11 protein-coding genes are annotated in these 14,895 nt (G+C 47.6%); 2 read left to right on the top strand and 9 right to left on the bottom strand.

Features of this window, described 5'->3' with window-relative positions; genetic code table 11:
* Positions 1-28: 28 nt before the first annotated feature.
* From ilvB to ACTNBR_RS00205, 8 genes are all read right to left on the bottom strand, one after another.
* Positions 29-1,720, bottom strand: a complete 1,692-nt coding sequence (gene ilvB / locus ACTNBR_RS00240; RefSeq protein ID WP_427819127.1) for a biosynthetic-type acetolactate synthase large subunit — start codon at positions 1,718-1,720, stop codon at positions 29-31.
* A 28-nt stretch (positions 1,721-1,748) separates the two neighbouring features.
* Positions 1,749-3,416, bottom strand: coding sequence for a dihydroxy-acid dehydratase (gene ilvD / locus ACTNBR_RS00235; RefSeq protein ID WP_427806436.1), 1,668 nt, complete (start codon positions 3,414-3,416; stop codon positions 1,749-1,751).
* Positions 3,417-3,481: 65 nt separating this feature from the next.
* Entirely contained in the window at positions 3,482-4,567 is a 1,086-nt protein-coding gene (leuB, locus tag ACTNBR_RS00230; RefSeq protein WP_427806488.1) for a 3-isopropylmalate dehydrogenase, read from the bottom strand.
* A 179-nt stretch (positions 4,568-4,746) separates the two neighbouring features.
* Positions 4,747-5,772 (bottom strand): LacI family DNA-binding transcriptional regulator, encoded by a 1,026-nt coding sequence (locus ACTNBR_RS00225; RefSeq protein ID WP_441016012.1) that lies wholly within the window; start codon positions 5,770-5,772, stop codon positions 4,747-4,749.
* A gap of 28 nt (positions 5,773-5,800) precedes the next feature.
* Positions 5,801-7,288 carry a 4-alpha-glucanotransferase gene (gene malQ / locus ACTNBR_RS00220; RefSeq protein WP_427806437.1) on the bottom strand — a complete coding sequence of 496 codons (1,488 nt, stop codon included), beginning with the start codon at positions 7,286-7,288 and terminating at the stop codon, positions 5,801-5,803.
* Positions 7,289-7,393: 105 nt separating this feature from the next.
* Positions 7,394-7,672: a preprotein translocase subunit YajC gene (yajC, locus tag ACTNBR_RS00215; RefSeq protein ID WP_427806438.1), complete on the bottom strand. Its 279-nt coding sequence runs from the start codon at positions 7,670-7,672 to the stop codon at positions 7,394-7,396.
* A gap of 110 nt (positions 7,673-7,782) precedes the next feature.
* Complete coding sequence (gene tgt, locus ACTNBR_RS00210) at positions 7,783-8,916, bottom strand: tRNA guanosine(34) transglycosylase Tgt (RefSeq protein ID WP_427806439.1); 1,134 nt, start codon at positions 8,914-8,916, stop codon at positions 7,783-7,785.
* A 71-nt stretch (positions 8,917-8,987) separates the two neighbouring features.
* Entirely contained in the window at positions 8,988-10,877 is a 1,890-nt protein-coding gene (locus ACTNBR_RS00205; protein ID WP_441015901.1) for a L,D-transpeptidase family protein, read from the bottom strand.
* A gap of 234 nt (positions 10,878-11,111) precedes the next feature.
* On the opposite strand from ACTNBR_RS00205, the gene aroC reads away from it, so the two are divergent.
* Positions 11,112-12,215, top strand: a complete 1,104-nt coding sequence (gene aroC / locus ACTNBR_RS00200) for a chorismate synthase (RefSeq protein ID WP_427806442.1) — start codon at positions 11,112-11,114, stop codon at positions 12,213-12,215.
* Positions 12,216-12,232: 17 nt separating this feature from the next.
* Positions 12,233-13,174, top strand: a complete 942-nt coding sequence (locus tag ACTNBR_RS00195) for an RluA family pseudouridine synthase (protein ID WP_427806443.1) — start codon at positions 12,233-12,235, stop codon at positions 13,172-13,174.
* A gap of 40 nt (positions 13,175-13,214) precedes the next feature.
* On the opposite strand, the gene ACTNBR_RS00190 is transcribed toward ACTNBR_RS00195, so the two are convergent.
* Positions 13,215-14,882 carry a nucleoside kinase gene (locus ACTNBR_RS00190; protein WP_441015899.1) on the bottom strand — a complete coding sequence of 556 codons (1,668 nt, stop codon included), beginning with the start codon at positions 14,880-14,882 and terminating at the stop codon, positions 13,215-13,217.
* Between the last annotated feature and the right edge of the window lie 13 nt (positions 14,883-14,895).

The raw sequence follows: 14,895 nt of genomic DNA, 5'->3' as shown, positions 1-14,895 counted from the left end.
AGTCTTTTCCTCCATTCCTGCTTTAAAATTATTGTTCTTGTTTTTCTGCCTGCAGGTCTCCTTCATCAAACGCCTCGCTGATTGCAGCTCCGGGTGCCACCATCGGCCATACCTTATCATCACAATCAATCTGGCAATCTATTACGAACGGACCGTCACACGCAAGCGCCGACTGAAAAGCGGCTTCAAAGTCCTTCTTCGTCGTTGCGCGAATTGCCTTCGCTCCCATAGCTTCTGAAAGTTTTACAAAATCCACTGCATCATTCAGTACCGTCGCTGAATAACGCTGACCATAAAACAGATTCTGCCACTGACGCACCATTCCGAGTACGTGATTATTGATTACCACCTGGATGATCGGAATCTGATATCTGGCAGCTGTGGCGATCTCATTCATATTCATACGGAAGCAGCCGTCTCCCGCAATATTAACAACCGTTTTCTCGGGGCATCCCATCTTGGCACCAATGGATGCACCAAGTCCATATCCCATGGTTCCGAGTCCTCCGGAAGTCAGCAGGGTTCTCGGCTTGGTATATTTATAATACTGTGCCGCCCACATCTGATGCTGTCCGACCTCTGTGACGATCAGTGCCTCCCCTTTTGTCTGTCTGTAGATCTCTTCGACAACAAAAGGTCCCGTCAGAATATCCGGATGATAAGTCAGTGGATATTTCTGTTTGTACTCCTGAATCTTCCGAATCCATTCATCATGATTCTGCTTCGGAAGTCTCTCATTGATCAAGGTAAGTACTTCCTTGATATCGCCTACGACACCACAATCAATCATAACATTTTTGTTCATCTCTGCTACATCGATATCGATCTGAAGGATCTTGGCCTTTTCCGCAAACCTTTTTGCATTTCCTGTAACACGATCTGAGAATCTCGCACCGATTACGATCAGAAGATCACATCCGCTGACACCAAAATTCGAAGTTTTGGTTCCATGCATACCAAGCATTCCTGTATACAGTTCATCTGTACCCGGAAATGCTCCTTTTCCCATCAGAGTATCACATACCGGCGCCTGAACTTTCTCTACAAACGCTCTTAATTCCTCACTTGCATCAGAGAGGATCGCCCCGCCTCCGACGAAAATATAAGGCTTTTGAGCTTCACGAATCATCTGTAACGCTTGTTCTACATCTTCCATACAAATATCTTTTTTGTACTTCTTCACCGGCTCGATCTTCATCGGTTCATACTCTGCCATGTTTGCGGTAACATCCTTCGGGATATCGATCAGAACCGGCCCCGGTCTTCCTGACTGTGCGATGGCAAATGCTTTTCTGATCGTCTTTGCAAGCTCATTGACATCTTTCACGATAAAATTATATTTTGTGATCGGCATGGTGATTCCAGTGATATCAATTTCCTGGAAACTGTCTTTTCCAAGAAGCGGCACCCCGACATTACATGTGATAGCCACGATTGGAATCGAATCCATAAATGCTGTTGCGATTCCGGTTACCAGATTGGTGGCTCCCGGACCGCTTGTTGCAAAACATACACCGACTTTTCCGGTGGCGCGGGCATAACCGTCTGCTGCATGAGACGCGCCCTGCTCGTGAGAAGTCAGAATGTGCTTAATTTCATTACTATGCTTATATAATTCGTCATATACATTCAAAATTGCCCCGCCCGGATATCCGAAAACGGTATCAACGCCTTGTTCTTTTAAACATTCTATCAATATTTCAGAACCATTTAACCGCATGTTGTGCATTCCCCTTTGTACTTTATTCTTAACGCGGTATCTCCAGCACCGCACCGCGGTTTCCGGATGTTACCATTGATGCATATCGTGCAAGATAACCGGTTGTAACTTCCGGTTCTCTCGGCTGCCATTTTTCTTTTCTCGCTGCCAGTTCTTCATCCGAAACTCTGACATTCAGTTTCAGATTCGGGATATCGATCTCAATGATATCTCCTTCTTCGATCAGTGCAATTGGGCCGCCTACTGCTGCTTCCGGCGAAACATGTCCGATAGATGCGCCTCTGGAAGCTCCGCTGAAACGCCCGTCGGTGATAAGAGCAACCGATGAGCCAAGTCCCATTCCTGCGATTGCAGAAGTCGGATTCAGCATTTCCGGCATACCCGGTCCACCCTTCGGTCCGACATAACGGATTACGACAACATCTCCCGGATGAATCTGTCCGCCCTTGATGGCTGTGATTGCATCCTCTTCGCATTCAAATACTCTGGCCGGTCCTTCGTGGACGAGCATTTCTTCTACAACTGCCGAACGTTTTACAACACTTCCGTCCGGCGCGATATTTCCTTTCAATACTGCAAGGCCGCCTGTCTGGCTGTATGGATTGTCGATCGGACGGATAACTTCCGGATTCTTATTAACACATCCCGCAATATTTTCTCCCACCGTTTTACCGGTTACGGTCATACACTCTGTATTCAGAAGGTTCTTCTTATTCAATTCGTTCATCACTGCATAGACACCACCGGCCTCATTCAGATCTTCCATATAAGTCGGGCCTGCCGGTGCAAGATGGCAAAGATTCGGAGTCTTTGCACTGATTCCGTTTGCGAAATCGATCTCGAAATCCATGCCGATCTCATGAGCAATAGCCGGAAGATGCAGCATACTGTTGGTAGAGCATCCCAAAGCCATATCTACAGTGAGGGCATTCAGGATCGCTTCTTTTGTCATAATATCTCTCGGACGGATATTCTTTCTGTAAAGTTCCATTACCTGCATGCCTGCATGCTTTGCAAGACGGATACGCTCTGAATAAACTGCCGGAATGGTTCCATTGCCCGGAAGTCCCATACCGAGTACTTCTGTCAGACAGTTCATACTGTTCGCGGTATACATACCGGAGCAAGAACCACAGGTCGGGCATACTTTATTTTCAAATTCACATACATCTTCTTCTGTCATCGTGCCTGCAGCATAAGAACCAACTGCTTCAAACATGCTGGAAAGGCTTCTCTTCTGGCCTTTTACATGACCGGCAAGCATCGGGCCACCGCTGACAAATATAGTAGGCACGTTGATTCGTGCTGCTGCCATCAGAAGTCCGGGCACATTCTTGTCACAGTTCGGAACCATAACAAGTGCATCAAACTGATGAGCCAGTGCCATTGCCTCGGTGGAATCTGCAATCAGATCTCTGGTTACCAGAGAGTATTTCATTCCGATATGTCCCATCGCAATTCCATCGCAGACAGCGATCGCCGGGAACATAACCGGTGTTCCTCCTGCCATGGCAACTCCCATTTTTACTGCGTTCACGATCTTATCCAGATTCATATGTCCCGGAACGATCTCATTGTAAGAACTGACGATTCCGACCAATGGACGATCCAGCTCCTCTTTGGTATACCCTAATGCGTTGAACAGGGACCGATGTGGTGCCTGTTGCATCCCTTTTTTAACATTATCGCTTTTCATTTCTATGTATCCTCCTGAATATCCTCTATGTATGCTTTATACTGACTTCAGCCAAGCAAGACTTCCTAATGAATCCGTTCACAGATCAAATCCCCCATCTGTGCAGTTCCGACTTTCGTGCATCCCTCCGACATAATATCACCGGTACGATAGCCGTCCTTCAGTACCTGCGAAACAGCTGCTTCAATTGCATCCGCTGCTTTGTCAAGATCAAAGCTAAACCGAAGCATCATTGCTGCAGACAAAATCGTCGCAATCGGATTCGCGATTCCCTTACCGGCAATATCCGGTGCGGACCCACCGCTCGGTTCATAAAGACCGAACTTCGTCTCATTCAGGCTTGCGCTCGCAAGCATTCCGATTGATCCGGTTACCATACTGGCCTCATCCGACAAAATATCACCGAACATGTTCTCAGTCAGAATGACGTCAAACTGCTTCGGATCTCTTACAAGCTGCATTGCACAGTTATCCACCAGCATGTGTTCCAGCGTCACTTCCGGGTAATCCGCCGCGACTTCCTCGACAACCTTTCTCCAGAGTCTGGAAGAATCCAGTACATTTGCTTTATCAACGCTGGTCACTTTCTTTCTTCTCTTCATAGCTATATCAAACGCTCTCACGGCAATCCTGCGTATTTCATTCTCATTATATGTCAAAGAATCATAAGCTGTTCTGACTCCTTCTTCTTCAACTGTTTTTCTCTCTCCGAAATACAATCCGCCGGTCAGTTCACGCATGATCATCAGATCGAATCCGCCCTCTGTTATCTCTTCTTTCAAAGGGCAAGCGGCTGCAAGTTCTTCATAGAGAACTGCCGGACGCAGATTTGCAAACAAATTCAGCGCTTTACGAATCTTAAGCAGGCCGGCTTCCGGTCTTTTTGATGGTTCCAGCTGGTACCATGGAGATGTCTTCGCATCCCCGCCGATCGATCCCATCAGAACCGCATCACTTGCCTTTGCTCTCGCAATCGTCTCATCTGTCAGCGGCACTCCATGCACATCGATCGATGCTCCTCCCATCAGAAGCTGCTCGTATGTACACCGGAAACCATATATTTCTCCGGTCTTGTCCAGAACTTTCATTGCCTCGGTCACGATCTCCGGACCGATTCCGTCTCCCTTAATCACACCAATATTCAGATTCATCTTATTCATTCCTTCCGTTAATCTCCGGTTCAGAGGTCAGACCATCGTCCCCTCAAAATCTGTTAAACACTATAATATCCTATTTTCCTCATAGTTTCAAGCCTTTAATTCGTAAAAGCGCAAAAATTAGAGTGCTCTCTGTTTTTGGCATCAAACAAAATGAAAAAGGGACCTATCTGTTAGATATGTCCCCTCTCTGTCGATTTTCTGACAACCAGCTTCGCCGGCAGAATTCTCCCCTCGCAACTTTTCTGTGTTTCAATCATCTGAAATAAGATCACCACCGACTCTTTTGCAATTTCTTCGACAGGCTGCACCATCGTTGTAATCGGTGGTTCAAAATACTCTGCAAATGCAAGACCGTCAAATCCCGCAACCGCCACATCCTGCGGGATTCGCTTTCCGGCTTCTCGCAAAGCCCGGATCGCCCCGACTGCCATCAGATCCGAAATTGCAAAAACAGCTGTAAATCCACATTTTCTTTTGAGCAGCTTCTGCATCATCCGATATCCGTTTTCCATAGAATAAGCTGTATCCGTTTCATCCAGATAGCAGATCAGTTCGTCCCGCAAAGGAATCTGATGTTCCTCAAGTGCCTTCTCATACCCTTTCATCCGAAGATAACCCACATTGCTGTCATTCTTATCCGAAGCCAGAATTGCAATATTTCTATTGCCTGTTTCACAGAGATAATTTACGATCTCCCTGCTTGCATGATAGTCATCTGTGGCGACCCAGGATGCCAGTCTTCCTTCTGGAACCGCAGTCAGAGAAGCCGTACAAACCACAAAAGGAACCTTAATTTTCTTCAGGCGGTCCATCTTATTCTCAAAGCTTCCTCCGAGAAAGATCAGGCCTCTCAGCCGCTTCTCCGCGATCAATTCGGCCGCTTCCTCCAGCTCGTCTCTTCCACGAGTCATATGCCGGATGAAAAAAGCATAATGTCTCTTCCGTATCTCACGCTCCAGGACTTGCATCATAGTAGCAAAGAACGGATCATCAATCTCTTTAACCATCACCGCAATCGCCTGCGCATCGGTCCGTTTCAGATTTCTGGCACTGTTGTTCGGCACAAAATCCGATTCTGCCACGGTCTTCAGAATTCTCTCTTTCGTCTCCGGATTGATATCCGGATGATCGTTCAGCGCACGCGATACCGTACTGATGCCAACACCACATTTCTTTGCAATATCCTTGATCGTCATTCCCAAAGTTCAACAGTCCTCTCGTCAATTATTCCGGCAGTCTTCCGTAGAGCTTCGTCATCTTCCGGATCTTCTTAATAAGTTCCTTGCTAACCTCTTCTTTCTGAAGGCGCCAGATCCAGTTGCCGCCAAGCGTGGAAGGCTGATTGATTCGCGCCTCATTTCCCAGACACAAATAATCCTGGATCGGAATAATACAGGTATCGGCCACACTTGCCTGTGCCAGGCGGATAACCGCCCAGACGGCATCCTGCTCTTCCAGTTCTTTATATCCCATATATTTCAGTGCAAGGCGTTTGTCTTTCTCATTCAGTTCACGATACCATCCCGCAAGCGTCTCATTATCATGAGTGCCCGTATAAACCACACAATTTCTGGTATAATTATGCGGAAGGTAATCGCTCGGTTCTCTGGAATCAAACGCAAACTCCAGAACTTTCATTCCCGGGAATCCGGAATCAGCCACAAGCTGCAGCACGGAATCCGTAAGGAAGCCCAGATCTTCCGCAATGATCCTGAGCTTTCCAAGTTTTTCTTCCACGGCCCGGAAAATATCCATGCCCGGCCCTTTCTCCCAGTGACCGAATTCAGCCGTCTCATCTGCCGCCGGGATCCAGTAATACTCATCAAATCCTCGGAAGTGGTCGATTCGTATAATATCATACAACTTCTGACAGTGCGCGACCCGTTTGATCCACCACTCAAATCCCGTCTCTTTGTGGTACGCCCAGTCATAGAGTGGATTGCCCCAGAGCTGCCCGGTTGCGCTGAAGGCGTCCGGCGGACATCCCGCAACCCCGACCGGCATTCTGTTCTCGTCAAACTGGAACAATTCCGGATGTGCCCACGCATCCGCACTGTCAAATGCCACGTAGATCGGAATATCTCCGATGATCTCGATACCTTTATGATTTGCATAATCTTTCAATGCTTTCCACTCTTCCAGAAATTCGAACTGCAGGAACTTCTGGAAACGGATCCCTTTTTTATGCTCTTTTCTGAACGCTTCCAATGCCTCAGCATTTCTCAAACGATATGGATCCGCCCATTCGCTCCAGCTCTTTCCGCCATTCGCCTGCTTCAGCTCCATATACAGGGCATAATCATCCAGCCATTCCTCGTTTTCTTTGCAAAATGTCTGAAACTCCGGAGCGCTTTCGATCCCGCTTCTCTTAAATGCCTTCTTCAGGATCTCAAAACGGTTCAAATAGATCTTCTCATAATCGATATAGCGGCTGTCATTTCCGAAATCACAGGCACGGCATTCTTTCTTCTTAAGCCAGCCCTTTTTAACCAGCGTATTCAAATCGATAAAATACGGATTCCCTGCAAACGTTGAAAAAGACTGATACGGCGAATCCCCATATCCGGTCGGTCCCAGAGGAAGAATCTGCCAGTAACGCTGACCGGCTTTCTTAAGCATATCAACGAATTTGTAGGCTTCTTTTGAAAACGCCCCGATTCCATATTCTGACGGAAGACTTGCCACCGGCATCAGTATACCACTTGCTCTCATATCTGCACCTCTTACTCTTTCCGGAAACGTTATCGGTAACGTTTCCAATTAATATATTTTAAAAGCACTGCATAAACATGCAATGCTTTTTTCACCCTTACAGCACTACTGAGCTGCTCCCGGCTTTTCAACCTGCATAATAGCCTGCTTCTGCATCGGGATACGGCAGTTCTTGTTGCTTCCGAATTCAACAATCACATCATTCTCGGTAATATCAATCACAACACCGTAAAATCCACTCGTTGTAAGAATCGTATCTCCTACTTCAAGTTCTGAAAGCATAAGCTGTACTCTCTTCTGCTCTTTCTTCTGAGGACGGATCAACAGGAACCAGAGCCCACCAAAGAACAATGCATAAACTGCAATAATTACTAAATTATTCATGTTACTTCCTCCTAAATCTTCATAAACGCTATTGCTATCATACACAATAACTTGGATTTCATCAAGTGATTTTCACAATTTCATCCGGATTTTTCTGATTTTACTATCATTTAGTCTTCTTTCTCTTCCATCGCACGAAGCGTTTCGGCCTTAAACTGGCTGTATCTTCCTTCGTCGATGGCATCCCGAATCTGCTCCATCAGGTGATTATAGTAATACAGATTGTGCAGAACGCAAAGCCTCATTCCCAGCATTTCTTTTGCTTTCAACAGATGACGGATATATGCTCTTGAATACTTCCGGCACGCCGGGCACTGGCATCCCTCTTCAATCGGCCGGGTATCCAGCTCATATTTCGCATTAAACAGATTCAATTTTCCATGTCTGGTATAAACATGCCCGTGCCTTCCGTTTCTGCTCGGGTAGACACAGTCAAAGAAATCCACTCCTCTGTCCACCGCTTCCAGAATATTGGCCGGAGTTCCCACTCCCATCAGATAGGTCGGCTTGTTAAGCGGAAGATGCGGAACGACTGCGTCAAGAATGCGGTACATCTCTTCATGAGACTCACCGACTGCAAGTCCGCCGATTGCATACCCATCCAGATCCATTTCGGCGATTTGTTGCGCGTGTTCCACCCGGATATCCTCATAAATGGCTCCCTGATTGATCCCGAACAGCATCTGCTGCCGGTTGATCGTATCCTCAAGGGAATTCAAACGCTCCATCTCCTTCTTACAGCGCGCCAGCCATCTCGTTGTCCGGTCCACAGAAGCCTGAATATATTCTCTTGTCGCCACACTCGACGGACATTCGTCAAATGCCATCGCGATCGTGGATGCCAGATTCGACTGGATCTGCATGCTCTCTTCCGGCCCCATGAAAATCTTTCTTCCATCGATGTGGGACTGGAAATACACGCCCTCTTCTTTGATCTTTCTAAGACCTGCCAGCGAAAACACCTGAAATCCACCGGAATCCGTAAGGATCGGCTTGTCCCATACCATAAATTTATGCAGTCCTCCAAGCTTCCGGATCACCTGATCCCCCGGACGCACATGCAGATGATAAGTGTTCGAAAGTTCCACCTGCGTTCCGATCTCCTGAAGATCCGCTGTAGACACTGCTCCCTTGATAGCCGCCACGGTACCGACATTCATAAACACCGGAGTCTCGATCACTCCGTGAACCGTGTGGAGTCTTCCTCTTTTGGCAAGACCGTCTCTTTTTATTAATTCGTACATAATACCCTCTTTCAACGTATCAGGACGGCATTCCTGTCGTCCTGAATCCATTCATTTCATATGATTTTGTTTTAATAGTGACACACGACCGGTGTCCCAGCTGACACGTTGTTAAATACAGTCTCCGCTACACTGTACGGAAGGTTCACACATCCCCTTGAACCGTGTGTCAGATAGCGGGTTCCTCCGAACGCAGCCTGCCACGGTGCATCATGCAGCCCGATTCCTCCGTTAAACGGCATCCAGAAAGATACCGGTGATTCCCACTCGTATGTGCCGTCCGGCTGCTTCGGTCCTCGAAGCGTCGCATTTTTCTGGCAATACTTAATGTAATAAACTCCCTGCGGCGTCGCATCGCCCCTGCTCGGAAGTCCCGTAACAATCGGTCCCTGGGTTACGACCGCTCCGTTAACGAACAAATACAAATACTGGTTTGTGAGATCCACTTCCACATACGTATTCCCCCAGTCAGGGCCGTCGTGTGTCGCCGCCGTTGTCCTGTATGCAGGCTCCTTCGTCACAGTCTCTCCCTTCTGGATACTGGCAACAAGTGCCTCATATTCCGCATCCCGGTCAATCGACCATCCGTAATCTCCGCCTTCTACATTGACTGTATTTCCATTTCCCGCCGTAAACGTACGCTGTCTTCCATACGTATTATATTTACTTGCAAGCCCCTTGATGTATTCAGCCACCTGATCCGTGTCAAAGGTGACGGCCATATTCCCATCCACCTTCACCCACTGTGAGATCAGTTCTTTATCGACCACTTCGGTTGAAGAACCGAATGTATAGGTAATATTTGCAGTCAGATATTTATTCATCGCCGAACATGCATCAATGACTTCCTGGGACTGCTCCGTAAACTGCGGTTTCACATAGCACTCTTCTTCCGTCATATCCATCTCCGGAAGAAAACCGGCAATATATTCGCTGACCTTTACCTCAAATACTTCACGGTTAATCTGAGATCCTGTTTCTTCTTTCTTAACCACGAATTCTGTCCCATTGTATTCCGGAATCGCGGAAACCGGTGCCTGCTGATTTTCCTCTTTCATGCACGCAAGTCCGTCCAGAACCCCGGTCAGCTTCGCGCTGTCATACTCCACCCCGATTGAAGCTGTGATCTCAGGCGCTTTCCAGAGGCTCATCGGCCACAAAAAGGCATTCTGTTCTTTCAGAAGCTTCTCCAGTTCTTCACTTTTTTTATAAGTAAGATCAATCTCGCTGCCACTGATCGTCTCCGTATCTCCGTCAGACTCATGCAATGTAAGCGTGTAGCCCGCCACCTGTTCCTTCATGTAATTTTCCACATCGCTGACGGATTCAAGTGCGTGGTCTGTTCCGTTAATCGTGGTCTGGAACTGAAAATGACTCATGAAAAAGAACGCAAACCCCAGATAAACAGCCGCTGTAACTCCCAGGATCGACGCCAGCACGATCTTTGCGACCTTCTTCCGCTTTCTGCGGCGCTCAGCCTTCTCCTCATCGGTTTCTTCTTCCTCATCGAAGCTGTCGTCAAACTCCTCTTCAAAAGCTTCTCCATCTTCCGCATTCAATACTGGCTCCAGCTCTTCGCCGTCCTTTGCATCCAGCAGGAGTTCTTCCTCATATTCCTCCTCCGGAAGTGGTTTTCTTTTCTCTTTCTTCACCTTCCGGCCACGCTGTGCCTTGTACTTCACCTCTAACGAGTCTTCTTCATTCTTCTTATCAGCCTTCTTATCCCGACCTGCGGTCTGCGAAGAACCCAGGTCATCCACAGATAAATGGCTGCCTGAGCGATCCGATGCTTTCTTCCGATTCGTTTTGCCCGCTTTTTCCACTTTTTTATGTTGCCGGACAGACCCCTCTTCTTCATTCCTGTTCACCTCATCGTAGATTTCTTTCATCGTCTCTTCCATGATAAGCTCTGCGTTCTTCTCTGTATTCTCTTCTGTCATTTTCATATCCTTATCACCCATTCAGATAATTGCTCCCTCTAAACTCAATATGTGGTTATTATAATACGAACTCATTCCCAAATACAATACAAAACTCCCTTTTTTCCTTAATAAATTATTAAGATTGCTTGCGTCCCAACTTTTCTTCCATTATACTGTCATGTAGACAGGCCCCGCCCGTCAAACCAAAAAACAATATTGGGAATATCCTTTTCCCGTATTCACATACTCAAAAAGAAAGGCTTGGTGTATCAAATGGCAGGTTCCATTTATGGTAAATTATTTCAGATCTCAACCTGGGGCGAATCACATGGAAAGGGGATCGGCGTCGTGATCGACGGATGTCCCGCCGGACTTCCGCTTTCTGAAGAAGACATTCAGATCTATTTAGATAGAAGAAAACCGGGGCAGAGTAAATTCACAACGAAACGTAATGAGGGCGATACCGCAGAAATTTTATCCGGTGTATTCGAGGGAAAGACGACCGGGACGCCGATTTCCATCGAGATCCGCAATCAGGACCAACGCTCCCGTGATTACGGTAATATCATGAACGTATACCGTCCCGGACACGCGGACTACACTTTCGATGCCAAATACGGCTTCCGTGACTATCGCGGCGGCGGACGTTCTTCCGGGCGGGAGACCGCAGGACGTGTGGCGGCAGGCGCCGTAGCCTGCAAAATTCTGAATACTCTTGGAATCGAAGTGCATGCTTACACAAAGGCAATCGGCCCTTATATGATTCCCGAAGCGGAATATGATTTTAACCAGGTTTTCGAGAACCCGCTCTACATGCCCAATGCCGTCTATGCTTCAAAGGCTTCCGAATATCTTTCAAAATGCATGGAGGATCAGGATTCTGCCGGCGGCATCATTGAATGTTCTATTACCGGAATGCCTGCAGGAATCGGAGATACCGTATTCGATAAGCTGGAGGCCAATCTTGCGAAGAGCATCCTCTCCATCGGTGCTGTCAGAGGCTTTGAGATCGGAGACGGTTTCTCTGTTTCCGAATCAAACGGAAGTACAAATAACGACCCGTTCCGTTACGATGAAAACGGAGCCCTTACCAAACTTACCAACCACGCAGGCGGCACGCTTGGAGGCATGAGCGACGGAAGCCGAATCCTTTTCCGCGCTGCCGTAAAGCCGACCCCTTCGATTTCTCGTGAACAGCAGTCTGTAAATAAAGATGGGGAAAATGTCTCTCTCTCCATAACCGGCCGCCATGACCCGGTCATTGTACCGCGTGCCGTCGTTGTGGTTGAGGCAATGGCAGCCATCACAATCGTTGATCTGCTCTTCACCAATATGTGCGCGCGGATGGACAAAATCAGTGAGTTCTACCAAAGGTAGAAGGGAGCATTTTCTCTATGTGGAAACGAATTCTTGAATATCAGATTACAGAAACAACATTACAGACAAAAAATGCCAATCATATCCATGGGTTTTTAAAAGCCCATGGGTATTCTTCTGCTGTCATCCGCCATCTGAAAGAAACAGAAAACGGGATCTGCCGAAACGGAACCTGGGCACATATTCACGATCCCCTCATGCCGGGCGATATGCTGACCATTCAGCTCACGGAAGACACTTCTTCCCAAAACATCCTTCCGGTTCCGCTTCCGCTTTCCATTGTCTACGAAGATGAGGATCTGCTCGTGATCGATAAGCCTGCCAACATGCCGATCCATCCCTCCCAGGGAAATTACGACAATACGCTGGCAAATGCCTGTGCCTGGTATTTTTCTCAAAAAAACGAACCCTTCACCTACCGCTGCATTAACCGACTGGACCGCGATACGACCGGGCTGCTGATTCTGGCCCGCCACATGTACAGCGCTTCGCTTCTGTCCGCCATGGTCGCCAGACGTGAAATCCACCGCGAATACCGCGCGGTTGTGGAAGGATTGCTTCCCGAATGTGGAACCGTTGATGCCCCGATCGGGCGCTGTGAAGGCTCCACCATTGAGCGCGAAGTAAATGTCGAAAACGGAGAGCCTGCGCGTACACATTTTAAACGGCTTGCCCATACGACCGTTCCCGGAACCGGTAAAGAGTATTCACTTGCCGCCCTGTCGCTGGAAACCGGACGGACCCACCAGATCCGGGTACACATGAAACACATCGGGCATCCTCTCCCCGGTGATTTTCTGTACAATCCGGATTATTCCGTGATCGGCCGCCAGGCTCTCCATTCCTATCGCCTCACCTTCCGTCATCCGATTACCGGAACCAAGATGGATTTCCGCTCTCCGCTCCCGGACGATATGGTCCTCTGTCATGAATTTCGGGAGGCAGTATCGCATCAATAAATGCAATACGCCTCCCGTTTCTTTTTCTCACTCCTATTTTCTATACTTCGAAACATCCTCCGCCAATGAACTCTCTTAAAATCGAGTTCTGCGGTATATTTTCACTTCCGATCCCAACAACATAATCCAGAAACTTAAGCAGCCTCTTGGCTTCCAGGTATTCCTCGCAGTTTTTATCAATTCCGAACAGGATCGGCTCTGCATAAGCCTTCAGCACCGCCAGCTCATAAAGCAATGCTGAGTTAAACATCACATCCGCCTCTTCCTGATACGGGAAAATGTTGTTATCCTCGCCTCTTCGCACCGATTTCCACATCGCGATCGTATCCTTTGCAGAAGTACCGCGGGTTCTCGCATCCCTCACCATTCTTCGAAGAAGCCGTCCGTCCGTCGTCGGAATCCGATTGTGCTCATCGATATTCAGCTGCGTAAGTGCGCTGATATAAATTTTGAATTTATGCTCTCTCGGAAGCTCTCTGGTAAGTGCATCATTCAGACAATGAATTCCTTCAATCACCAGAATATCATTTTCCCCAAGCTGTTTGTAATCTCCTTTATATTCTCGTTTTCCGGTCTTGAAGTTGAAATATGGGATTTCCACCCGCTCCCCATTCAGAAGAGCCTGAAGATCCAGATTGAATTGCGCCACATCGATTGCCTCAAGGCATTCATAATTCGGCTTTCCTTCCTCGTCCAGCGGCGTTTCCGAGCGATTCAGAAAATAATTATCCACCGCAATTGGATGCGGCACCAGTCCGTTGACACGAAGCTGCACCGAAAGCCGGTGTGAAAATGTGGTCTTACCGGAAGATGACGGGCCTGCGATCAGAACAAACTTTTTCTCAGGCCGGGAGGCGATCTGCTCGGCGATCTGTGCGATTCTTTTCTCCTGAAGTGCCTCCTGCACCAGGATCAGCTCTTGTGGATCTCCTCTGGTCACAAAATGGTTGAGATCTCCGATTGTCTCGATTCCCATCCGATCTCCGCCCTGTGTTGATTCCTTTAATACTTGAAAAAGCTTGTGTTGCGGATTAAAAGGAGGAACCAGCTTCGGGTTTTCCTTTTCCGGCATCTGTACCACGAATCCCTCGTCGTATAGAAACAGTTTGAAATATTTTAGATATCCCGTAGACGGTACCATATATCCGTAAAAATAGTCTTCAAATTCATTGATGCTGTAAAGATTGACCCGGGATACCCGGCGGTAATGGAAAAGCTTCTCCTTATCTTTCATACCGTACTCGTGGAATTTTTCGATCGCATCGTCGGTATGGATTCCCTGCTTTCCGATTTCCAGATCCATCTCCACCATCTGGCGCATCCTGCTCTCGATTCTGTCAAGCAACTCCTGATCCAGATACAGGTTCCCTTTAAGCGTAAAATAAAATCCCTTATCGACTGAATAATGGATCCTTACTTTTTTCACATTTTCATGCCCGGCTGCATCGTAGACCGCTTTTATGAGGAGAAAACTGACTCCGCGCCTGTAGGCCATATTGCCCAGCTCCTCTCCGGTTGTTACAAACCGAAGTCTGCAGTCCTTCGTCACCTTCTTGCGCAACTCCTGAAGTTTTTCGTTCACAAATACCAGCACGATGTCATTGTCATACTGATCCTGATATTCTTTTGCGATTTCAAGATACGTCGTTCCCTCAGGATACGCTCTTTTCTCACCGTTTATTTCAACCTGATAACGCTTCGTCTCCACCTTCCGGCACCTC

It is taken from the genome of Bariatricus sp. HCP28S3_F11 (assembly GCF_052065395.1).
GTDB lineage: Bacteria > Bacillota > Clostridia > Lachnospirales > Lachnospiraceae > Allocoprococcus.
Note: the sequence above shows the minus strand (reverse complement) of the source record. Positions and strands in the feature narration are given on the sequence as shown.

Excerpts from the sequence above, each read along its gene's own strand:
- ilvB (WP_427819127.1), bottom strand. The coding sequence starts at position 1,720 with ATGCGGTTAAATGGTTCTGAAATATTGATAGAATGTTTAAAAGAACAA.
- ilvD (WP_427806436.1), bottom strand. The coding sequence starts at position 3,416 with ATGAAAAGCGATAATGTTAAAAAAGGGATGCAACAGGCACCACATCGG.
- leuB (WP_427806488.1), bottom strand. The coding sequence starts at position 4,567 with ATGAATCTGAATATTGGTGTGATTAAGGGAGACGGAATCGGTCCGGAG.
- ACTNBR_RS00225 (WP_441016012.1), bottom strand. The coding sequence starts at position 5,772 with ATGACGATCAAGGATATTGCAAAGAAATGTGGTGTTGGCATCAGTACG.
- malQ (WP_427806437.1), bottom strand. The coding sequence starts at position 7,288 with ATGAGAGCAAGTGGTATACTGATGCCGGTGGCAAGTCTTCCGTCAGAA.
- yajC (WP_427806438.1), bottom strand. The coding sequence starts at position 7,672 with ATGAATAATTTAGTAATTATTGCAGTTTATGCATTGTTCTTTGGTGGG.
- tgt (WP_427806439.1), bottom strand. The coding sequence starts at position 8,916 with ATGTACGAATTAATAAAAAGAGACGGTCTTGCCAAAAGAGGAAGACTC.
- ACTNBR_RS00205 (WP_441015901.1), bottom strand. The coding sequence starts at position 10,877 with ATGGGTGATAAGGATATGAAAATGACAGAAGAGAATACAGAGAAGAAC.
- aroC (WP_427806442.1), top strand. The coding sequence starts at position 11,112 with ATGGCAGGTTCCATTTATGGTAAATTATTTCAGATCTCAACCTGGGGC.
- ACTNBR_RS00195 (WP_427806443.1), top strand. The coding sequence starts at position 12,233 with ATGTGGAAACGAATTCTTGAATATCAGATTACAGAAACAACATTACAG.